General features: G+C 58.9%; 17 protein-coding genes. 10 read left to right on the top strand and 7 right to left on the bottom strand.

Going from position 1 to position 21,057, the window contains the following annotated elements:
* Positions 1–10: 10 nt before the first annotated feature.
* A complete protein-coding gene (locus tag CWR52_RS06720; RefSeq protein ID WP_104949209.1) occupies positions 11–2,194 on the top strand; it encodes a TonB-dependent receptor in 2,184 nt (727 codons plus the stop codon).
* Between the two features lie 103 nt (positions 2,195–2,297).
* On the top strand, positions 2,298–3,686 hold the full coding sequence (gene pheP, locus CWR52_RS06715; RefSeq protein ID WP_104949208.1) for a phenylalanine transporter: 1,389 nt from the start codon (positions 2,298–2,300) through the stop codon (positions 3,684–3,686).
* A gap of 539 nt (positions 3,687–4,225) precedes the next feature.
* On the opposite strand, the gene CWR52_RS06710 is transcribed toward pheP, so the two are convergent.
* On the bottom strand, positions 4,226–5,470 hold the full coding sequence (locus CWR52_RS06710) for a mechanosensitive ion channel family protein (RefSeq protein ID WP_104949207.1): 1,245 nt from the start codon (positions 5,468–5,470) through the stop codon (positions 4,226–4,228).
* Between the two features lie 65 nt (positions 5,471–5,535).
* A complete protein-coding gene (locus tag CWR52_RS06705; RefSeq protein ID WP_104949206.1) occupies positions 5,536–6,972 on the bottom strand; it encodes an MFS transporter in 1,437 nt (478 codons plus the stop codon).
* Positions 6,973–7,079: 107 nt separating this feature from the next.
* On the opposite strand from CWR52_RS06705, the gene CWR52_RS06700 reads away from it, so the two are divergent.
* The 3 genes from CWR52_RS06700 (at position 7,080) to CWR52_RS06690 (ending at position 8,686) form a co-directional block, all read left to right on the top strand.
* Positions 7,080–7,949: a helix-turn-helix transcriptional regulator gene (locus CWR52_RS06700; protein WP_104949205.1), complete on the top strand. Its 870-nt coding sequence runs from the start codon at positions 7,080–7,082 to the stop codon at positions 7,947–7,949.
* Between the two features lie 139 nt (positions 7,950–8,088).
* Positions 8,089–8,418, top strand: a complete 330-nt coding sequence (locus tag CWR52_RS06695) for a type II toxin-antitoxin system RelE/ParE family toxin (protein WP_104949204.1) — start codon at positions 8,089–8,091, stop codon at positions 8,416–8,418.
* Positions 8,399–8,686, top strand: coding sequence for a helix-turn-helix domain-containing protein (locus tag CWR52_RS06690; protein ID WP_104949203.1), 288 nt, complete (start codon positions 8,399–8,401; stop codon positions 8,684–8,686). The genes CWR52_RS06695 and CWR52_RS06690 overlap by 20 nt, the downstream gene beginning before the upstream one ends.
* A gap of 36 nt (positions 8,687–8,722) precedes the next feature.
* Here the strand turns inward: CWR52_RS06690 and nfsB are convergent, their stop codons facing one another.
* From nfsB to CWR52_RS06675, 3 genes are all read right to left on the bottom strand, one after another.
* Positions 8,723–9,376: an oxygen-insensitive NAD(P)H nitroreductase gene (gene nfsB / locus CWR52_RS06685; RefSeq protein WP_021241586.1), complete on the bottom strand. Its 654-nt coding sequence runs from the start codon at positions 9,374–9,376 to the stop codon at positions 8,723–8,725.
* 120 nt (positions 9,377–9,496) lie between these two features.
* Positions 9,497–9,865, bottom strand: coding sequence for an MmcQ/YjbR family DNA-binding protein (locus CWR52_RS06680; RefSeq protein ID WP_104949202.1), 369 nt, complete (start codon positions 9,863–9,865; stop codon positions 9,497–9,499).
* Positions 9,855–10,445, bottom strand: a complete 591-nt coding sequence (locus tag CWR52_RS06675) for a TetR/AcrR family transcriptional regulator (RefSeq protein WP_104949201.1) — start codon at positions 10,443–10,445, stop codon at positions 9,855–9,857. Before CWR52_RS06675 ends, CWR52_RS06680 begins: the two co-directional genes overlap by 11 nt.
* A 190-nt stretch (positions 10,446–10,635) precedes the next feature.
* Here CWR52_RS06675 and CWR52_RS06670 point away from each other — a divergent pair, with 190 nt between their 5' ends.
* Positions 10,636–11,739 (top strand): MBL fold metallo-hydrolase, encoded by a 1,104-nt coding sequence (locus CWR52_RS06670; protein WP_104949200.1) that lies wholly within the window; start codon positions 10,636–10,638, stop codon positions 11,737–11,739.
* Positions 11,740–11,771: 32 nt separating this feature from the next.
* On the top strand, positions 11,772–12,113 hold the full coding sequence (locus CWR52_RS06665) for a RamA family antibiotic efflux transcriptional regulator (protein WP_010428317.1): 342 nt from the start codon (positions 11,772–11,774) through the stop codon (positions 12,111–12,113).
* A 54-nt stretch (positions 12,114–12,167) separates the two neighbouring features.
* On the opposite strand, the gene CWR52_RS06660 is transcribed toward CWR52_RS06665, so the two are convergent.
* Positions 12,168–12,416 carry a DUF1158 domain-containing protein gene (locus CWR52_RS06660; protein ID WP_013097677.1) on the bottom strand — a complete coding sequence of 83 codons (249 nt, stop codon included), beginning with the start codon at positions 12,414–12,416 and terminating at the stop codon, positions 12,168–12,170.
* A gap of 478 nt (positions 12,417–12,894) precedes the next feature.
* Between CWR52_RS06660 and CWR52_RS06655 the strand changes: the two genes are divergently transcribed.
* From CWR52_RS06655 to CWR52_RS06645, 3 genes are all read left to right on the top strand, one after another.
* On the top strand, positions 12,895–15,603 hold the full coding sequence (locus tag CWR52_RS06655; RefSeq protein ID WP_104949199.1) for a cation-transporting P-type ATPase: 2,709 nt from the start codon (positions 12,895–12,897) through the stop codon (positions 15,601–15,603).
* A gap of 73 nt (positions 15,604–15,676) precedes the next feature.
* A complete protein-coding gene (locus tag CWR52_RS06650; RefSeq protein ID WP_104949198.1) occupies positions 15,677–16,741 on the top strand; it encodes an efflux RND transporter periplasmic adaptor subunit in 1,065 nt (354 codons plus the stop codon).
* Positions 16,742–16,750: 9 nt separating this feature from the next.
* Positions 16,751–19,906 carry an efflux RND transporter permease subunit gene (locus tag CWR52_RS06645; protein WP_104949197.1) on the top strand — a complete coding sequence of 1,052 codons (3,156 nt, stop codon included), beginning with the start codon at positions 16,751–16,753 and terminating at the stop codon, positions 19,904–19,906.
* On the opposite strand, the gene CWR52_RS06640 is transcribed toward CWR52_RS06645, so the two are convergent.
* A complete protein-coding gene (locus CWR52_RS06640) occupies positions 19,836–20,957 on the bottom strand; it encodes a YbdK family carboxylate-amine ligase (protein ID WP_104949196.1) in 1,122 nt (373 codons plus the stop codon). The two genes, CWR52_RS06645 and CWR52_RS06640, sit on opposite strands and share 71 nt — an antisense overlap.
* Between the last annotated feature and the right edge of the window lie 100 nt (positions 20,958–21,057).

Genomic DNA, 21,057 nt, shown 5'->3' with positions numbered 1-21,057 from the left:
TGAGTTAACGATGAACAACACCAACATACACAAAACGCTGCTGGCGCTCGCCGTTGGCGCGGTAACACATTCCGCCTTCGCGGCGGACGATAAAAAAGAAGATACCCTCGTCGTGCAGGCTAAGCCTGCCAGCGAGTTCAAACCCGGTGGCGACCGGCTGGTACCGGCCTTCCTCGACGGACAGGTGGCAAACGGCGGACGGATGGGGATGCTGGGCCAGCAGAACGCCATGGATGTACCGTTCAACATCATCAGCTACACCTCAAAGCTGGTGGAAGATCAGCAGGCGAAAACCATTGCTGACGTGGTCGCCAACGACGCGGGCGTGCAGTTCGTTCAGGGTTTCGGCAACAGCGCGGAAACCTACCGTATTCGTGGCCTGAAGTTCGACGGTGACGACATGACCTTTGGCGGTCTGTCCGGCGTGCTGCCGCGGCAGGTGGTGGATACGCAGATGGTTGAGCGCATTGAGATCTTCAAAGGGGCAAACGCCCTGATGAACGGCGCGGCGAGCTCCGGCGTGGGCGGGATGATCAACCTTGAGCCAAAACACGCGGGCGAACTCCCGCAGGCGAAAGTGGGCGTCGACTACACTTCCGATTCTCAAATTGGCACCACGCTGGATGCGGGCCGTCGCTACGGCGACAACGACCAGTTTGGTGCGCGGGTGAACCTGGTGCACCGCGAAGGGGAAACCGGCATACCGAACGATCGCCGCCGCACCACGCTGCTCTCTACCGGCCTGGATTACAGCGGTGACCGCTTCCGCACCTCGCTGGATCTGGGCTATCAGAAGAAAACCTTCCACGGCAGCCCAACCAGCGTCAACATTTCGGCGGTGGATTTCGTGCCCGAACCGCCAAAAAACGATCGCAACTTTTCGCAGAAATGGGCCTACAGCAACATCGAAAACGAATTTGGGATGTGGCGCAGCGAGTACGACATCACCGACGGCTGGACCGCCTATACCGGCCTGGGCGCGCAGCACGCGCACGAGGAAGGGATCTACAGCGCGCCGAAGCTGGTGGATAAAAGCGGTAAGGCAACGGTCAGCCGCCTTGATACCAACCGCATCAGCGATTCCGTCAGCGGCATGGCGGGCATTCGCGGTAACTTTGATACCGGTTTTATCTCGCACAAGGTCAACGTTGGCTATTCGGCGATGACCAAAAACGAAAAAATCGCGTGGAAAATGTCGGCGACGAAGGATAACCCGACGACCAACATCTACCACAACACCGGGGTCGATATGCCGGACAGCAGCAACTTCAACGGATCTGGCGGAAAGTACAGCGACCCGCTGACCAGCGGACGCACCCGTACCCAGGGCTGGCTGTTGAGCGATACCCTGGGCGTGCTGGACGACAAACTGCTGTTCACCGCTGGCGCACGCCACCAGAAAGTGGTCATTCGCGGGTATAACAAAATTACCGGTGCGGAAAACGCGGCAGACGGCTTCGACGGCAGCCGCTGGATGCCAACCTACGGCGTGGTCTACAAGCCGTGGGAGGACATCTCCCTCTATGCTAACCATACCGAAGCGCTGCAGCCGGGCAAAACCGCGCCTAATACCGCCACCAACTACGGCCAGAGCACCGGTATCGTTCACTCTAAGCAGAACGAAGTGGGCGTGAAGGCGGACTTTGGCCGCGTAGGCGGATCGCTTGCGCTGTTTGAGATCAAGATGCCGTCGGCGATCCTCGACAGCAACAATCACTACGGCCTGGACGCCGAGCAGCGTAACCGTGGCGTGGAGCTGAACATTTTCGGCGAACCCATGCTCGGGATGCGTCTCAACGCCAGCGCCACCTGGCTGCAGGCCGAGCTGACCAAAACCAAAAATGGTGTCAATCAGGGTAACGATGCGATCGGTATTCCGAACTTTTACGCCGTATTGGGTGCAGAGTATGACATCAAGCCGATTGACGGCCTGACGGCGACCGCCCGCGTCAACCACTCCGGTGCGCAGTACGCTGACCTGGCAAACACCAAAAAGCTGGACAGCTACACCACGCTGGATCTGGGGATGCGCTATCGCTTCGCGGTGAACCACAATGCAAACCCGATGACGGTGCGCGCAGGCATCGACAACGTGACCAATGAAAACTACTGGGCCAGCGTGGACGATTCCGGTACCTACATCACGCAGGGCGAACCGCGTACCTTTAAGATCGCGGTTGGCTACGAATTCTAAGCGTTCCATCTCGTTATCCGGGGCAGGGATGCCCCAATCCCTTGCTACCTCCAGCATGAAGTGTTAAAACGTGCCCCTTCTAAAAAAGAGACAGGGGTAGGACGTGAAAGACGCGTCATCCGCTTCAGGCCATGGTAGCGCCGAAGCCTCGTCGGATCAGAATCCGACGCTGCAACGTGGTTTGCAAAATCGACATATTCAGTTAATTGCCCTTGGCGGCGCAATCGGTACCGGGCTCTTTCTCGGCATCGGCCCCGCTATTCAGATGGCGGGCCCGGCGGTGCTGCTGGGTTACGGTATCGCCGGGATTATTGCCTTCCTGATCATGCGCCAGCTTGGCGAGATGGTTGTCGAAGAGCCGGTTTCAGGCTCCTTCGCGCACTTTGCTTATAAATACTGGGGCCCGTTTGCCGGCTTCCTGTCCGGCTGGAACTACTGGGTGATGTTCGTGCTGGTGGGGATGGCGGAGCTGACCGCCGCAGGCATTTATATGCAGTACTGGCTGCCGGACGTCCCGACGTGGATCTGGGCGGCGGCCTTCTTCATCATTATCAACGCCGTTAACCTCGTCAACGTGCGCCTGTATGGCGAAACCGAGTTCTGGTTTGCGCTGATCAAGGTGCTGGCGATTATCGGCATGATCGGCTTTGGTCTGTGGCTGCTGTTCTCAGGCCACGGCGGCGAGCGCGCCACGATCGACAACCTGTGGCAGCACGGCGGCTTCCTCGCCACCGGCTGGAAAGGGCTGATCCTCTCCCTGGCGGTAATCATGTTCTCCTTCGGCGGACTGGAGCTGATTGGCATTACCGCCGCCGAAGCGCGCGACCCGCATAAAAGCATTCCAAAAGCGGTTAACCAGGTGGTGTACCGTATCCTGCTGTTCTACATCGGCTCGCTGGTGGTCTTGCTGGCGCTCTATCCGTGGGTGGAAGTGAAATCCGACAGCAGCCCGTTCGTGATGATTTTCCACGATCTGAACAGCAATGTGGTCGCCTCTGCGCTGAACTTCGTCATTCTGGTGGCATCGCTGTCGGTCTATAACAGCGGCGTATACTCCAACAGCCGTATGCTGTTTGGCCTCTCCGTGCAGGGCAACGCGCCGAAGTTCCTCACCCGCGTCAGCCATCGCGGCGTGCCGGTGAATTCCTTGTTCCTTTCCGGTGCTATCACCTCGTTGGTGGTGTTGATTAATTATCTACTGCCGAAAGAGGCCTTTGGCCTGCTGATGGCGCTGGTAGTCGCTACGCTGCTGCTGAACTGGATCATGATCTGCCTGGCGCACCTGCGGTTCCGCGCCGCGATGCGCCGCAAGGGGCGCGAAACGCAGTTCAAAGCGCTGCTTTACCCGGCGGGGAACTATATCTGTATCGCTTTCCTGGGGCTGATTCTGGTGCTGATGTGCACCATGGATGAGATGCGCCTTTCGGCGATGCTGCTGCCGGTGTGGGTGGTGTTCCTGTTTATTGCTTTTAAGCTCTCGCGCAAAAAGTAGCGCGGTTTTCTGCCTCTCCCTGTGGGGTGAGGAATCCCCAGTAATTTTATACCTGAAGCGATGCATGTGACTTCAGGAAAATGAATGGCTTACAGCGATGCCCTGGTCCGGCTGTAAATCGCTGAGGCGTTTCCTGTAGGCCGGGGCGAGGCGCATGGATGCGCCGAGAGGGCGGGCTTTACAGGGACGTTACCTCCGCCCGTCCCCGAAAAGCCGGAAGGAATAAGCCGAAGGCACCGCGAAGCGGCGATTTACCGCCGGGAGCCCGGGTCGCCAGGGCGGCGGCGATTGAGCCGCCCTGGCACGTTCACCGGCCATGTCCTTACAGAGTAGCAAGGAACATAAAGTGAACGGAATGACCACCAGAGCCGTATGTTCCCCCTCACCCCAGCCCTCTCCCTCAAGGGAGAGGGGGTCGTCCGTGCTGGTATTATTTTGTGGGGATTCCTCAGCCCTGTGGGAGAGGGTCGGGTTGAGGGCACCAGACCGCACCTGCCTTTTCGCCCGGTGGCGCTTCGCTTACCGGGCCTACAAAAAGATTATCTGGCGACAACACCCGATAGGGCGCGAATATCATTCCCGGTGGGTGACTGGTGAATACGCAGACCAAATTCATCCACCACCGCGAAAATATGGTCGAAGATGTCGGCCTGAATCTCCTCATATTCTGCCCAGACCACGGTATTGGTGAAGGCATATATTTCAATCGGCAAACCATTCGCGTCAGGCGCTAGCTGGCGCACCATCAGCGTCATATCTTTACGAATACGCGGGTGGTTGCGCAGATATTCGTTCAGGTAGGCGCGGAAGGTGCCGATATTGGTCATCTTGCGCAGGTTTAATACCGATTCCCCTTCACCGTTCTGCTGATTCCACAGGTTAATTTCCTCATGACGTGCGGCCAGATAAGGCTTCAGCAGTTTCGCCTGAATGAGCTTCTGCTGTTCCCGCTCGTCGAGGAAATGAATGCTGGTGGTATCAATGTTCAGGCTGCGCTTAATGCGTCGCCCGCCGGAGGCCGACATGCCGCTCCAGTTGATAAAGGCGTCGGAGACCAGGGCCCACGTCGGAATGGTCGTAATCGTATTATCGAAATTGCGGACTTTCACGGTGGTCAGGCCGATATCCGTCACCGTGCCGTTGGCACCGTATTTCGGCATCTCCAGCCAGTCGCCGAGCTTGAGCATATCGTTGGCGGAAAGCTGAATCCCCGCCACAAGTCCAAGTATCGGGTCTTTAAACACCAGCATCAGCACGGCGGCCATGGCGCCCAGACCGCTGATCAGAATCGCCGGGGACTGGCCAATCAGCAGGGAGATAATCAGTATCCCCACCAGGATGGCGCTCACCAGCTTGATGCCCTGGAAGATCCCTTTCAGCGGCAGCTGTGACGCGGTAGCCATTTTCTGCGACAGATTGAAAATCACGTCCAGCAGCGAGAAGAAGGAGAGCAGGGCATACACCATCACCCACAGCTTCGCGCAGGTGGTGAGTATTTCCGCCGCTTCGCTGCCCTTTTGCAGCCACAGTACCGCCTGGACGTTGACAATTATCCCCTGCAGGGTAAAGGCCAGACGGTGAAATAATTTATTCTGGGTGATGATCTGCAGCCATAAATGGCTGCTGGCCTGCGCGCGTTTTTCGAATGCGCGAAGCACCCCTTTGTGCAGAATAAAATGAACGATGATGGCGGTAAGAAAAATAATACCAAAGATAATCACTAAAGAGGTGGTGTGATTAATTTCAATGCCTAACTCTTCAACCTGAGCAATCAATTCCTGCATAACGTCTCCTGTATTTTTGCAGCCCCATAATGGCGGCTGCGGATCTATTATGCAAATTCACGACCTTATTTGGCGGCCTGGCAGACCTTTACCACCGGCAGGCACAGGCGATGGCGGATGCGCAGCGTCGCCAGAGCCAGCACCACCATCATGGCTGTTTCCACCATGAGGAAGACGTTAACCGCCTGGGTGTAATCCCCGTGATGGTTTTGAAGCGCATGCAGCAAAATGGCGCCAAAAATAGCCGGGCCAAGACCCAGCGCGGCCTGCTGCAGGGTGCTTAAAATAGCGCTCGCGGCCCCCGCGTCGTCTGGCTGAATGTCGCGCATCCCGATGCGGTAGAAACTGTTCACGATCAGCGCCTGCCCGTAGCCCACCAGTCCGGTCGCGGGTGCCAGCGTCAGGGTGGTATTTTCCATGCCCCAAACCCGGAACGTGGCGATCAGCGCCAGCAGGCCGGTAATCTGGATCGCCAGACCCGTCAGCAGGATGGTGCTGGTGCTGTAGCGGGCAATCAGCCGCGGCGCGAACCACGCCGAAACAAAGTAGGTCACGCCCAGGGCGATAAAGCTGTTCCCGGACTGCCACGGCGCCATCCCCAGACCCGTTTGCATGGTCAGGGCCATACAGAACATAAACCCGGACCAGACGCTGAAAAAGAGCATCGCAATCAGAATGCCAAAGCGCACGCTGCGAAGCGCAAGCAGGCGCGGCGGGATCAGCGGGTGGGCATTCTCACGCTCTTTTTTGCGCGCATTCAGCGCCGTCAGCCAGGCCAGCGGAACAAGGGCGAGCAGCATCGCCTTCAGCGGCCAGGACCAGTGCCACTGCGGGCCGAGCGCCATCGGGAACAGCAGGCAGCAAAGCATGATGGCCAGCAACACGGTACCCGGCCAGTCGATGCGTGACGGCGTCTCGCGACGGGTTTCCGGTACGAAGCGGCGGCTCAGCGCCAGCACCACCAGACAAATCGGCACGTTGATAAAGAAGGCGTTACGCCAGCCCAGCCCGGCGATATCCGCCGATACCAGCCAGCCGCCGCCCATCTGCCCGACGATAAACGCAATCCCGCCGATGCCGCCGAACAGGCTGATGGCTTTTGCATGCGCCGTACCTTTGAGCGTCACGTGCAGCGTGGCAAGAATTTGCGGCATGATCAGTGCGGCACCTGCGCCCTGAACGATGCGCGCGGCGAGCAGCTGTTCAATGTTCCCCGCTATTCCGCAGAGCAGCGAGGCCAGGCCAAAGCTCGCCACACCCCACATGAACAGACGGCGACGGCCAAAATTATCCCCCAGCTTGCTGCCGAGCGCGAGGCAGACGGCAAAGGCCACACCGTAGAGTGCGACGATCAGCTCCAGTTCGGTGGCGGTAGCGTGCAGTGAATGGGTAATGGCGTCCAGCGCCACGTTGGTGATTGAGGTATCAATCATCGGCAGCATCTGGCCGGTTAACAGCAATATCAGGCCAGCGCGACCCGGTGAAACAACTGACGTATTCATGGTAACTCCATTGCGTCATTCAACAGATGGTCGTAGCATCTACCATCAGATAAACGGGTACCAGTTCTTGCTTATACTGGTACTGGCACTACCATGCAGGGGGATTTATGGCGCTGATGTCTGAACCCGTCGTCTCACTTCAGGATGACACCCGAAAACAGCTCGGGGCATTTTTACGCGCCCGGCGTGAAAGCCTCGATCCGCAGCGTCTCGGCTTGCCGCGCAGCGGCCGTCGCCGCACGCCGGGTCTGCGCCGGGAAGAGGTGGCGATGCTCGCTGACGTGGGCGTGACCTGGTACACCTGGCTTGAGCAGGGCAGGGACGTCAATCCGTCCAGCGCGGTGATGGCAGCCGTGGCAAAAGCGTTGCAATGCACCCCGACCGAGGCCCGGCACCTGTTTGTGTTAGCGGGTTTGCCGCCGGGTGAAGCGCCGCAGGCGGTCTGCTGCGAAGGCATCAGCGAAGGCACCCGACGCCTGCTGGATACGCTGATGCCGAAACCCGCGAGCATTCAAAAACCGAACTTCGATATCGTGGCGTGGAACGACAGCTTCGGGCATCTGATGGGCGTCGATTTCAATGACATCCCTCCCGAAGATCGCAACTGTATTTATCTGTTCCTCACGCATCCGGCGTGGCGCGCGCGCCTCGGCAGACGCGACGACGTGCTGCCCATTTTTGTCTCCTATTTCCGGGCGGCGATGGCCGAACACCGGGGTGACCCACTGTGGGAGGCCAAACTGGCGCGCTTCTTCGCGGTGTCCGAAGAGTTCAAAACCCTGTGGCACCAGCGCAACGACGTGCGCGGCGTGGAGAATCAGCTCAAGCTGTTTACCCATCCCGAGCTGGGGGATTTTACGCTGCAGCAGATGTACTGGTATTCCGCGCCGCGAAACGGATCGCGGCTGCTGGTGTATCTGCCGGTGGATGAAGCGGGAGAGCGGGCGATGGCGTGGCTGGCGGCGCAGGGGAAATAGTTTTTTTGCGAGGGGCTTTCAGGGAATAAGCACGGTTTCGGTTTAGCCTGTTTGAAGCGTATAAATTGCGTCATGAAAGGCAATGTTAGCCTTTAATGCAAATTGTCTTATATGCTAATATCATCAGGGATGAAAAATCGTGTTCAGACTTATCGTTCATGAGGCCGTCAGAGAAGAAATTCTCGCATTGCCAGCAGAGGTACAGGCGAAGCTGATTCGCCAACTTGATAAATTACGCACTCACCCGACAGCACTACGAGAACCCGACAGCAAGCCCTTACCCTATGGTTTGTTTGAAATCAGAACCGTTGGGGCGATCCATAGCCGTGGGATCTATGTGTACCAGCGGGAAAAGACGATTTTCCTGTTGCGTGTGTTTATCAAAAAGACGCAAAAAACACCCTCTGCTGAGATTCGTCTGGCGCTGAAAAGACAACAGGAGATGTTGGATGAGCAAAAAGATTATTGACTGGGACGAATTAAGAACCGAGCTGTTAAGTGATGCGGAAGTAAAGGCGTCTTTTGATGCGGAAGCCCGTAAAGAACGTTTGCAGGAGATGCTGGCACAATGGCGTAATCATGCTGGCCTGACGCGTGCTCAGGTTGCGGAGCGAATGGGCGTCAGCGCGCCAACGGTATCGCGAATGGAAGCCAATATCACCCGGGCGAGCCTTGATACATTAACGCGATATGCGCTGGTATGTGGGGTTAAGCATCCGCAGATCACGCTTTACTGATGGCTGGCACGCCGGGATCCAGCGTGCCAGTAAGGTTTAGCACTCGGTCACAATCGTGCTCAGCGGCAGGCGAGATTTCGGCAGCGTGGCGTTGAAATCTTCCACGCTGTGATGCCCAACCGGCACCACCACCAGGCTGGTGAAGCCTTTCTCTTTCAGGCCAAACTCTTCGTCGAGGATCGCCGCGTCGAAACCTTCGATCGGTACCGCGTCCAGGCCCAGCGCAGCCACGCCCAGCAGGAAGTTACCGACGTTCAGGTAAACCTGCTTCGCCATCCACTGGTCGTCATCTTTCAAATCCACGCGGTGCATATCGGCGAAGTAGGTGCGGCCCTTATGGTTCGCGGCTTTAGCTTCCGGCGTGTTGAAACGGCCATCGGCTTCTTCCTGATCGACAACGCGCTCCAGCCAGGCGTCGTCCATCGCGGTTTTCGCGCAGAACACCACCACGTGAGAAGCATCCAGCATTTTGCGTTCGTTGAACACATAGGTGCCCGCCGCGGATTTCGCCACGCGCGCTTTTCCTTCCTCGGTGCTGGCGACAATAAAGTGCCACGGCTGGGAGTTGGTGCTGGACGGGCTGTACTGCAGCAGGGTTTTGATTTTTTCCGCTTCTTCAGCGGTCAGTTTTTTGCTTGCGTCGAACGCCTTGGTGGAGTGGCGTTTCAGGGCGACAGAAATGATATCCATAACTACTCCTGGTAATGAAATTCGCCCGCGTGCGGGCGCGAAAGGTGAGCAGATTACAGCGGGACGTGGAAAAAGATAAGGGCAATTCGAGCGCTTAATCTGTTCGTCTCAGACGAACAATCAGACCGGCCGGATCCACTTCTGGTCTTTTTTCGGCAGTTTATCCACCACCAGATGCCAGGAATCATTGATGAGATCGGTAACCAGTTCCGGCGTCACGTCGTCCGTACCGTAAAGGGAAATCCAGTGCTTTTTGTTGAGGTGATAGCCCGGTTCAACGCCGCGATAAATCTGCTGATTTAACAGCGATTTTTCCGGGTCGGATTTCAGGCTAACGTGGGGGCGTCCGTGTGCGGTGGCCATCAGCATAAAAATTTTCCCGCCCACCTTAAACACGTCGTACTCGGGGCCAAACGGCCAGCAGTGTTCGGTGAAAGGCATCTCCAGCGCGACACGTTTTGCGTGCGCCTGCAGGGATTTACTGTCCATCGTTATCCTCCTGAGCCAGCCCGCGCCACATGGCTTCGAAACCCAGCGCTTTAAAATCGGTGGCGCGGGACGGATCGCGGGTGGCAAACTCCATGGTGGTTTCCGCCAGCGATAAGAAAAGCGCATCGCCAAACGTTTTGAATTCATCGGACATAAACACCGGGCGCACCGAACGGCGGCATAGCTCGTGAAGTTCCGGGAACATCTCTTTCACCGCCTGTTCCGTTTCGGCGCTCAGCTTTTCGCTGACGCCAATCTGGCGGATCGCCGCATGGGCAACGGGGTTACGAATACCCCAGTCCACATAGCTGTTCCAGATATTGCGGGTATGTTCTTTGGGCAGCGTAATGGTGCGATCGAGGTTCGCCAGCATGGTCTGGCAGAGATCCTGCTTCAGATGCAGATAGAGGGCATTCAGCAGATCGTCTTTCGTAGCAAAGTAGCGGAACAGGGTGCCTTCGGCGACGCCCGCCTTACGGGCAATGAGCGCCGTTGAGGCGGCAATACCTGACTGTGCAAACGCCGCCGTTGCGGCGTCCAGTAAGGCCTGTTTTTTATCTTCACTCTTCGGACGTGCCACTAAATTTTTCCTCCTGTCAATTATAAAAACCCTGATTGAAACACGTGCTTTGACACGCTGCAACGCGGAATGTCAAAGATCGAAAACGTCTTGACGACTTTATCATCATATCTATAATGAGTGCTTACTCACTCATAATCAAGTTTACCCTGCGCACGCTATCGGATGGGGCGCGTTTTCGGGTCAGGATATGAAAAAACCTCTCTTCATCTGCGTGGTGTTAATCATGATTATTGCTTCAGCCGCGAGTTTACCGTTTGTTCTGAATGCCGGATTCGGCCAGCCGCCGCAGGGTGAACGGCTTACTGAAGTGGAGGCCTCTCCCCAGTATCGCGAGGGGAAATTCCACAATACGCTGCCGACGCCGGGTTATAACGGTGACAAAAATATGCTGGTCGCGATGTGGGAGTTTCTGACCAAAAAAACCGAAAACGCTCGCCCGGCCCAGCCGCTGCCGCTGGTGAAAACCGATCTTGCGAGCCTGCCGCTGGAGCAGGACACCCTGGTGTGGCTCGGTCACTCCTCGTGGTACCTGCAGCTCGCGGGCAAACGGATCCTGATTGACCCGGTTCTTGGCAACTATTCCGCGCCGTTCTCGTTCCTCAATAAGGCCTTTGCCGGCGAGTATCCGTGGCGGGCTGAAATCATGCCGGAGATCGACCTGCTGATTATCTCACACGATCACTACGATCATCTGGATTACGCCACCATCAGGGCGCTATTGCCGAAGGTGAAGCGGGTGGTGACGCCGCTGGGCGTCGGCTCCCACCTGCGTTACTGGGGGATGAAGCCCGAGATTATTGACGAACGCGACTGGAACCAGTCGGTACGCATCAGCGATGAATTGACGGTGCACGTTCTGCCAGCGCGTCACTTCTCCGGTCGCGGCATCAAACGCGATCGCACCCTGTGGGGCAGCTTTATGTTCGTCACGCCAGAGCAGAAGGTTTACTACAGCGGAGATTCCGGTTACGGCCCGCACTTCAGTGCCATCGGTGAACAGTTTGGCGAAGTGGACGTCGCGATCATGGAAAACGGCCAATACGACCAGGACTGGAAGTACATCCACATGCTGCCGGAGGAAACGGCGCAGGCTTCGGCGGATCTGAATGCGAAAGCCGTGGTGCCCGGGCATAACGGACGCTTCGTCCTGGCGAAACACGCCTGGAACGATCCGCTGATCCAGCTGGCAAAAGCCAGCCAGGATAAAAATTATCGGTTGCTGACGCCGGAACTGGGCGAGCCCGTCCGGGTAAGTGACACCGCGCAAACCTTTCGTGCGTGGTGGGAATAATGTTTAAGCGAGAAGCAGAGGGGGACAGCAGTATGACCATTTCCGCTCAAGTCATCGACACTATCGTCGAATGGATCGACGACAATCTGCACCAGCCATTACGAATAGAAGAGATTGCCCGTCACGCGGGTTACTCGAAATGGCACCTGCAGCGGCTGTTTATGCAGTACAAAGGGGAGAGTCTGGGGCGTTATATTCGTGAACGTAAGCTGCTGCTGGCGGCGCGCGATCTGCGAGAATCCGACGCCCGGGTGTACGACATCTGCCTGCGTTACGGGTTTGACTCGCAGCAGACGTTTACCCGCATCTTTACCCGTACGTTCAACCAGCCGCCGGGTGCGTACCGTAAAGAGAACCATAGCCAGACACATTAACCTGTCGCGTGCAGGCCGGGTAAGGCGTAGCCGCCACCCGGCTTTTTTATGGGCTCAGGACGCGAGTGAAAACCAGCGTCGCCAGACGAAACGCAGCACGAAGAATTCAATCGCCCCGAGCAGTAAAAACCACACGCAGAACAGAATGGTATAGAGCTGGTTAAGATCGACCATGTGAAAGGTCTGAACCAGCTTCTGCGCCAGCACCAGCCCAAGCGAAGGCGCCGGGAGCAGCAGGCACGAAAGCAGGGCCAGTAATAAAATGCCGCCTGCGGTGAGCAGCGATTCTAGCGGGTGTTTCATCGTAATGTTAATCGTCAGTTAAAAATGTCATTGTCCGGCATCCTGCAACGTAAAGCAATATCAGCAAGTCAGGCATTAATGAATAAAAAAAAGATAGTATTTCGCGAATAAATAACAAAACACGACCCGACATTCATATTAATTTCGTATTATGTAAATAAACGTCTTTATCAGGAAAATAATTTTACAAATGTATAGGTGCTATACCCAATTAACGTGGCAATAACAATCGCCGCGATAACGTATAACACCAGTCTGCGCCCGCGATAAATACCCCACATGGTTCCCCCTCGTTTAGTTTTGGTTTAGAAATATTTTGTAAAAATCAGGTCATCGAAATAGTTTTAATCAGTTTTGAATAACCGAGAAGTCATTATATTGCGGTAGATCAATTTTACCCGCAAGACTTTAAAATGAATTTATTTAAGCCCGAAAGGAATTCAGGCTTCTGTTCACCGGAAATTGAAGGAAAAATACGATGACTGAAAAAAAATTGACTCCTAACGTGCCGCCTTCCGGCGGGCTGGCATACCAGCAGACCGTAGAGCAGGCGCTTGCACACGCGCAGAGCCAGGCCAGCGGTCTGGACCGTGCAGAGGCGCAGGCGCGTCTGCAAAAAACAGGGCCGAACGCGCTGCCGGAGAAAAAAGGCAAACCCGCCTGGCTGCGTTTCCTGGCCCATTTTAATGATGTGCTGATTTATGTCCTGCTGGCCGCCGCTGTATTAACGGCAGTAATGGGCCACTGGGTTGATACGCTGGTTATTTTGGGCGTGGCGGTAATCAATGCCTTAATTGGTCATATTCAGGAAAGCAACGCGGAAAAATCCCTGAAGAGTATTCGTAATATGCTCGCCAGCGAGGCGCGCGTTATTCGTAACGGCAACCATGAAACAATTCCCACAACTGAAATAGTCCCGGGTGATATTATTGTATTGCGTGCGGGGGATCGTATTCCGGCGGATATGCGTTTAATTGAAGCGCATAATTTACGTGTGGAAGAGGCGATTCTGACCGGTGAATCCACCGTGGTGGATAAACACGTTAATCCGCTGAGCGGTGAATTACCGCTGGGCGATCGCACCAATATGGTCTTCTCCGGGACGACCGTCAGCGCGGGCGGCGGTATTGGCGTGGTCACCGCGACCGGTCAGGATACGGAACTCGGCCACATCAACCAGATGATGGCGGATATCGAAAAGCACCGTACGCCGCTGCTGGTGCAGATGGACAAGCTGGGTAAAGCGATCTTCGCCATTATTCTGGCGATGATGGCCGCGCTGTTTGTCTTCAGCCTGGCGTTCCGCGAGATCCCGATGGGCGAGCTCCTGCTCTCCCTGATTAGCCTGGCGGTGGCCTCCGTACCGGAAGGTCTGCCGGCCATTATCTCCATCATCCTCTCCCTGGGCGTGCAGGCGATGGCGCGCAAGCGGGCGATTATACGCAAGCTGCCAACGGTGGAAACACTCGGCGCGATGACCGTGGTCTGCTCGGATAAAACCGGTACCCTGACCATGAACGAAATGACGGTGAAAGCCATCATCACCGCCGATGCCTGCTACCGCGTGGACGGCAATAGCTACGAGCCGGTGGGCAACCTCTATCTGGAAGGCAGCGACGAGCCGGTCCACATCCAGCCGGGCACCGTGCTGGAGCAGTACCTGCGCACCGTTGACCTGTGTAACGACAGCCAGCTGATTCAGGACGATCGCGGGCTGTGGGGCATCACCGGCGGTCCAACCGAGGGCGCGCTGAAGGTGCTGGCGGCGAAGGCCAGCCTTGAGCCGGTAACGACCACGCTGGTTAACAAAATCCCGTTCGACTCGCAGTACAAATACATGAGCACCCACTACCAGATTGGCGGTGAGGAGCAGATCCTGATCACCGGCGCGCCGGACGTGATTTTCGCCCTGTGTGCCGAGCAGCAGACCCGCAACGGTGCGGAAGCCTTCAACCGCGCGTACTGGGAAAGCGAGATGGAGCGCTATGCGAGTCAGGGGCTGCGCATGGTCGCCGCGGCGTTCAGGCCAGCGAACGGCGAGCAGGAGCTGACGCATGACGACCTGAGCCACGGCCTGATCTTCCTCGGCATCGCCGGGATGATGGATCCGCCGCGCCCGGAAGCCATTGACGCGATTAACGCCTGCCAGCAGGCGGGGATCCGCGTGAAGATGATCACCGGCGATCACCCGCAGACGGCAATGAGCATCGGGCAGATGTTGGGGATCAGCAACAGCGAGCAGGCGGTGACCGGCTACGAGCTGGAGAAGATGGACGACACCGCCCTGGCGGACGCGGCGGTGAAGTATGACATCTTCGCCCGTACCAGCCCGGAGCATAAGCTGCGCCTGGTGAAAGCGCTGCAGGACAAAGGTGAAATCGTCGGCATGACCGGTGACGGTGTGAACGACGCCCCGGCGCTGCGTCAGGCGGACGTCGGCATTGCGATGGGCATTAAGGGCACAGAAGTGACCAAAGAGGCGGCGGACATGGTCCTGACGGACGATAACTTCGCCACCATCGCCAGCGCGGTGAAAGAGGGGCGTCGCGTTTACGACAACCTGAAGAAGACCATCCTGTTCATCATGCCGACCAACCTGGCGCAGGGGCTGCTGATTGTGATTGCGCTGCTGGCGGGGAACATCATTCCGCTGACGCCGGTGCTGATTCTGTGGATGAACATGGCCACCTCCGCCACGCTCTCCTTCGGCCTGGCCTTTGAGGCCGCCGAGCGCAACATCATGCGCCGTCCGCCGCGTCAGACCGGGCAGCACGTGATGGACGCCTACGCCGTCTGGCGAGTGGCCTTCGTCGGCACCATGATTGCCATCGCCGCCTTTGCGCTGGAAGCCTGGCTGGCTCCGCGCGGCCACAGCGCGGAGTTCATCCGCACCGTGCTGCTGCAGATGCTGGTCTGCGCCCAGTGGGTATACATGATTAACTGCCGCAACACCGAAGGGTTCTCCCTCAACCGCGGCCTGCTGGCGAACAAAGGGATCTGGCTGGTGACGGGCGTGCTGTTCCTGCTCCAGGCGGCGATTATCTACCTGCCGTTTATGCAGATGCTGTTTGGTACCGAAGCGCTGCCGCTGCGCTACTGGTTCGTGACGCTGGCGGTGGCTGGGGTGATGTTCTTCGTCGTCGAAATCGAGAAGCGACTGACCCGCAGGTTCCGTAAGGCTGCATAACCTTTTGCCCTCACCCTAACCCTCTCCCTGTGGGAGAGGGCCGGGGCTAGAGCAACAACCCTGAGGTAATCCCATGAAATTCCCACTCCTGTTCGCGCTCCTCGCCTGCACTCTGCAACCCGCATTCGCTGCCGCCATTCCCGTTCGCATCGCCACCGTGGAGCAAACCGCCCACGCCGCCGAGCGCCAGATCCCGGGCCGCATCGAAGCCATTCACACCGTTGAGCTACGGGCGCGCACGGAAGGCGCGATCGCCAAAATCCACTTCCGCGACGGGCAGTACGTGAAAAAAGGCGACGTACTGTTTGAGCTGGACGACGCCGAGCCGCGCGCTGCCCTGCGCCTGGCACAGGCCGAAGTGAGAAGCGCCGAAGCCACGCTGCGCCAGGCGCAGCAGCAGCTTTCCCGCTTTGAAAGTCTCGGTAGCAGCAACGCCATCAGCCGTCACGACGTGGACAACGCCCGCATGCAGCGCGACGTCGCCAGCGCCGCTCTCGAGCAGGCGAAGGCCCGGCTCGAAGCCCGCAACGTCACCCTGAGCTACACCCGCATCACCTCGCCGATTGACGGCCGCGTGGGGCACAGCAGCTTCCACGTGGGTAGCCTGGTCAACCCGGCGAGCGGCGTTTTGGTGGAGGTGGTGCAGCTTGACCCGATCCGCATCGCCTTTGCGCTGGAAGAGGGGGCGTTTGCCACCAAAGCCGGACAGCATGCGGATATCAGCGCCATGAAGCAGGCGTGGCAGGCATTAATTGACAGCAACGGCCAGCGCATAAGCGGGGAACTCACCTCCGTGGATAACCGCATTGACCCGCGCACCGCCAGCGTGATGCTGCGCGCCGAGTTCGCCAACCCGCGCCATCAGCTGCTGCCCGGCGGCAATGTGAACGTCTACCTGCGTCCGGCAAGCGAGCAGCCGGTGCTGACGCTGCCCGCCGCTGCCGTACAGCAGAACGGCGACGGGTTCTTTGCCTGGGTGGTTAACGCCGACGGCAAAGCCGAAATGCGTCCGCTGAAGGTCGCCGGACAGATTGGCCAGCAGTTCCAGATTGCCTCCGGCGTGAAGCCCGGTGAGCGAGCGATTACTGACGGTGCGCAGCGCGTGCAGCCAGGCGCTGCCGTCCAGATACTGAATTAAGGAGCCATCATGCTGACGTTTTTCATCAAACGCCCGCGTTTCGCGATGGTGATTGCGCTGGTCATCACCCTGCTGGGGGCCATCGCGCTGAGGATTATCCCTGTGGAGCAGTACCCGCAGATCACGCCGCCGGTGGTGAATGTGTCAGCGTCATGGCCGGGCGCCAGCTCGGCTGACGTAGCGGAGGCCATCGCCACGCCGCTGGAGACCCAGCTGAACGGCGTGGATCACATGCTCTATATGGAATCCACCAGCTCGGACGAAGGCACCTATAGCCTGAACATTACCTTTGCGGCGGGTACCGATCCGGATCTCGCGGCCATCGACGTGCAGAACCGCGTGGCGCAGGCCGTGGCGCAGCTGCCGACCGAGGCGCAGCAAAACGGCGTGCAGGTGCGCAAGCGGGCCACCAACCTGATGATGGGGGTAAGTCTTTACTCACCGAATAACACCCACACACCGCTGTTCGTCAGCAACTACGCCAGCACCCAGGTGCGCGAGGCGCTGTCGCGTCTGCCCGGCGTGGGGCAGGTGCAGATGTTCGGCGCGCGCGACTACAGCATGCGCATCTGGCTGCGTCCGGACCGTATGAACGCCCTGAACGTCACCACTGATGACGTGGCGCAGGCGCTGCGCGAGCAGAACGTGCAGGGGGCGGCAGGTCAGGTCGGCACGCCGCCGGTATTCAACGGCCAGCAGCAGACCCTGACTATCAACGGGCTGGGGCGCTTAAACCAGGCCGAAGATTTTGCCGACATTATCATCCGCGCAGGTGAGATGGGCCAGCTGGTGCGCCTGAAGGACGTGGCCACCATCGAGCTTGGCTCGCGCAGCTACAGCTCCGGCGCGCAGCTGAACGGGCACGACTCTGCCTACCTCGGCATCTACCCGACGCCGTCCGCCAACGCCCTGCGCGTGGCCGACGCGGTGCGCGCTGAGCTGGAGCGTTTGTCCACGCGTTTCCCGGACGATCTCGTCTATGAAGTCAAATTCGACACCACCTCTTTTGTTGCCGCCACCATTAAGGAGATCGGCGTCTCGCTGGCGCTGACGATGCTGGCGGTGGTTATCGTCGTTTCCCTGTTTCTGCAAAGCTGGCGCGCAACGCTGATTGTCGCGCTCGCCATTCCGGTGTCGCTGGTGGGCACCTTCGCGGTGCTCTACACGCTCGGCTACTCCGCCAACACCCTCAGTCTGTTCGCCATTATTCTGGCGCTGACCATGGTGGTGGATGACGCCATTGTAGTGGTGGAGAGCGTCGAAACGCTGATGGCGGAAGGGCAGAGCCGCACGGCGGCGACCGCGCTGGCGCTGCGCCAGATCGCCGGGCCGGTGATCGCGACCACGCTGGTGCTGCTGGCGGTGTTTGTGCCGGTGGCGCTGCTGCCGGGGATTGTTGGCGAACTCTACCGCCAGTTCGCGGTGACGCTCTCCACCGCCGTCACGCTCTCAAGTCTCGTGGCGCTGACCCTGACACCCGCGCTGTGCGCGATGCTGCTGCGCCCGCGCCCGGAGAAACCGGCGGCCGTTTATCGCGCCTTTAACCGTGGGCTGGACGCCACGCGCGGTTTCTACACCCGCCTCGTGCATGTCTTAAACCTGCGTCCGTGGCTGGCGCTGCTGGCCACCGCAGGCGCGGCGGCCGTGGTGGCGTTCAGCTTTACGTCGATGCCCAAAGGCTTCCTGCCGCAGGAAGACCAGGGCTACTTCTTCGCCAGCGTCCAACTGCCGGAAGCGGCCTCGCTGGAGCGCACCGAGGCGGTGATGACCACCGCGCGGGAGCTGATCGCCCAAAATCCGGCGGTGGAGGACGTGATTCAGGTGTCCGGATTTAACATCCTCAACGGCACCAGCGCCTCCAACGGCGGGTTTATCTCCATCATGCTGAAGGACTGGAGCGAGCGCCCGCCGCTGGAGGAGGTGATGGGCACCCTGCAGCGCCAGCTGCTGGCCCTGCCGGAGGCGACCATCATGACCTTCGCGCCGCCGACGTTGCCGGGGCTGGGCAACGCCTCCGGCTTCGACCTGCGTATTCAGGCGCAGGCGGGGCAGAGCCCGGCGGAGCTGGAGCGCGTGACGCGTGAGGTGTTGGCGAAAGCTAACCAGCATCCTCAGCTGAGCCGCGTGTTCACCACCTGGAGCAGTAACGTGCCCCAGCTGACGCTGACCGTTGACCGCGAGCGCGCCGCGCGCCTCGACGTGCCGGTGTCGCGCATCTTCAGCAGCCTGCAAACCGCCTTTGGCGGCACGCGCGCCGGGGATTTCAGCATCAACAACCGCGTCTACCACGTGGTGATGCAAAACGAGATGCAGTGGCGCGAGCGCGCCGAGCAAATCAGCGAGCTGTTTGTGCGCAGCAACAGCGGCGAGCGGGTGCGCCTGAGCAACCTCGTCACCATCACGCCAACCGTCGGTGCGCCGTTCCTGCAGCAGTACAACCAGTTCCCGTCCGTATCGGTGAGCGGCTCGGCGGCGGCTGGGGTGAGCAGCAGCACCGCGATGGCGGCGATGGGCGAAATTCTGGCGCAGAGCCTGCCTGCCGGGTACGACTACGCCTGGAGCGGCATGTCGTATCAGGAGCAGCAGACCGGCAACCAGGCGATCTGGATTGTGCTGGCGGCGGTGGTGATGGCGTGGCTGTTCCTTGTCGCCCAGTATGAGAGCTGGACGCTTCCGGCGAGCGTGATGCTCTCGGTGCTGTTCGCCATCGGCGGGGCGCTGGTCTGGCTGTGGATAGCGGGCTATGCCAACGACGTGTACGTGCAGATAGGTCTGGTGCTATTGATAGCCCTCGCCGCCAAGAACGCGATCCTTATCGTGGAGTTTGCCCGCGCGCGGCGCATGGACGGGATGGCGATTGTCGATGCGGCGCGGGAAGGGGCGTCACGTCGCTTCCGGGCGGTGATGATGACCGCCGTGTCGTTCATTATCGGCGTATTGCCGATGATGCTGGCGACCGGGGCGGGTGCCCAGAGCCGCCGCATCATCGGCACCACGGTGTTCAGCGGCATGCTGGTGGCGACCGTGGTGGGGATCCTGTTTATCCCGGCGCTGTTCGTGCTGTTCCAGCGCCTGCGCGAGTGGGGTCACGGCATTACGGACTCGTCGCCCACAGCTCGCAGTGCTTCTGAACCAGAGAAATCAGCGAGCCGCCGTCAGAGATAAAGTCCCGCATGCGCTGCGTCTCGCTCTTGCCCTGCTTTAACAGCAGGGCAATTTCATTGATGGCGCTCGTCGCGCCGAGCTTCTCGGCCGACGGCGCCACCTGCTCCAGCAGCCAGGCGATGTCCTCCGCCACGGTTTTGTGCTCGCCGGTATGCACGTCCGTCAGAACCCCCTCCAGCCCGTAGCGACACGCCTGAAAACGGTTAAAGCGGTACAGCAGAAAATCCCGCTCCTGATGCTTATACGGCCGCGTGGTCAGCAGCCAGTGTGACGTGGCCTGAATCAGCCCGGCGATGTTAATCGCGTGGCCGAGCGTCAGCGGCGTATCCATCACCCGCACCTCCACGGTGCCAAAATGCGGGCTGGGGCGAATATCCCAGTGCAGATCTTTGATGCTGTCGATCATGCTGGTGGAACTCAGGCGGCGGAACAGCCCCTCGAATTCCTGCCAGCTGTTGACCCACGGCATCTGTCCGTTATCCGGGAACCCGGAGAAGATATTGAGCCGCGATGAGGCGAACTTCGTGTCGGTGCCCTGCATATACGGCGAGGCGGCCGCCAGGGCAATAAAGTGCGGCACAAAGCGCGACAGGCCGTGCAGGAGGTAAATGGCGTCATCCCCGGTCCGGCAGCCGACGTGAACGTGCTGACCGAACACCGTCGCCTGCAAAATCAGATAGCCAAAGCGCTCCAGCGTGACGTTATAGCGCTCGTCGTCGCACACCTCCTGGCGCTGCCATTTCTGGAACGGATGCGTCCCGCCTCCGCAGATCTGAATGTGCTGATCCGCCGCCGCGCGCAGGATGCTCTGCTGCATCACCGAGAACTGTGCCGCCGCCTGGTCGATGTTCTGGCACACGCCGGTGGCGATTTCGAGCATGCTTTCGGTGATGTCGTGTTTGACTTCGCCGCCTTTGATGTCGTCTTTGACGGCGGCGATAAGCGCGGAGGAGTCCTGGCTGAGATCGTACCCCGGCGGGTTAACCACCTGCAGTTCGAGCTCGATGCCAAGGGTGAACGGTTCAGAGGATTTAAAATCGGGTAAAGGCATGGCGCACTCCGTTGTCTGTAGAGTGTTGAGTATAGACAACGGGTGTGGCGCGCTCGTCTCAGGGTGGTATAACTGTTAGCAGGCTTAGCAAAAGGGGAGT

This window comes from Enterobacter sp. SGAir0187 (assembly GCF_002952735.2).
Taxonomy (GTDB): domain Bacteria; phylum Pseudomonadota; class Gammaproteobacteria; order Enterobacterales; family Enterobacteriaceae; genus Enterobacter; species Enterobacter quasiroggenkampii.
The sequence above is the reverse complement of the archived record's forward strand: the minus strand, read 5'-3'. Positions and strand labels throughout refer to the sequence as shown.

Coding starts and splice junctions, on each gene's coding strand:
- CWR52_RS06690 (WP_104949203.1), top strand. CDS start 8,399: ATGAGCAAAAAGATTATTGACTGGGACGAATTAAGAACCGAGCTGTTA.
- CWR52_RS06645 (WP_104949197.1), top strand. CDS start 16,751: ATGCTGACGTTTTTCATCAAACGCCCGCGTTTCGCGATGGTGATTGCG.
- CWR52_RS06660 (WP_013097677.1), bottom strand. CDS start 12,416: ATGAAACACCCGCTAGAATCGCTGCTCACCGCAGGCGGCATTTTATTA.
- CWR52_RS06680 (WP_104949202.1), bottom strand. CDS start 9,865: ATGGACAGTAAATCCCTGCAGGCGCACGCAAAACGTGTCGCGCTGGAG.
- CWR52_RS06650 (WP_104949198.1), top strand. CDS start 15,677: ATGAAATTCCCACTCCTGTTCGCGCTCCTCGCCTGCACTCTGCAACCC.
- CWR52_RS06720 (WP_104949209.1), top strand. CDS start 11: ATGAACAACACCAACATACACAAAACGCTGCTGGCGCTCGCCGTTGGC.
- CWR52_RS06705 (WP_104949206.1), bottom strand. CDS start 6,972: ATGAATACGTCAGTTGTTTCACCGGGTCGCGCTGGCCTGATATTGCTG.
- CWR52_RS06670 (WP_104949200.1), top strand. CDS start 10,636: ATGAAAAAACCTCTCTTCATCTGCGTGGTGTTAATCATGATTATTGCT.
- CWR52_RS06655 (WP_104949199.1), top strand. CDS start 12,895: ATGACTGAAAAAAAATTGACTCCTAACGTGCCGCCTTCCGGCGGGCTG.
- CWR52_RS06665 (WP_010428317.1), top strand. CDS start 11,772: ATGACCATTTCCGCTCAAGTCATCGACACTATCGTCGAATGGATCGAC.
- CWR52_RS06710 (WP_104949207.1), bottom strand. CDS start 5,470: ATGCAGGAATTGATTGCTCAGGTTGAAGAGTTAGGCATTGAAATTAAT.
- CWR52_RS06640 (WP_104949196.1), bottom strand. CDS start 20,957: ATGCCTTTACCCGATTTTAAATCCTCTGAACCGTTCACCCTTGGCATC.
- nfsB (WP_021241586.1), bottom strand. CDS start 9,376: ATGGATATCATTTCTGTCGCCCTGAAACGCCACTCCACCAAGGCGTTC.
- CWR52_RS06700 (WP_104949205.1), top strand. CDS start 7,080: ATGGCGCTGATGTCTGAACCCGTCGTCTCACTTCAGGATGACACCCGA.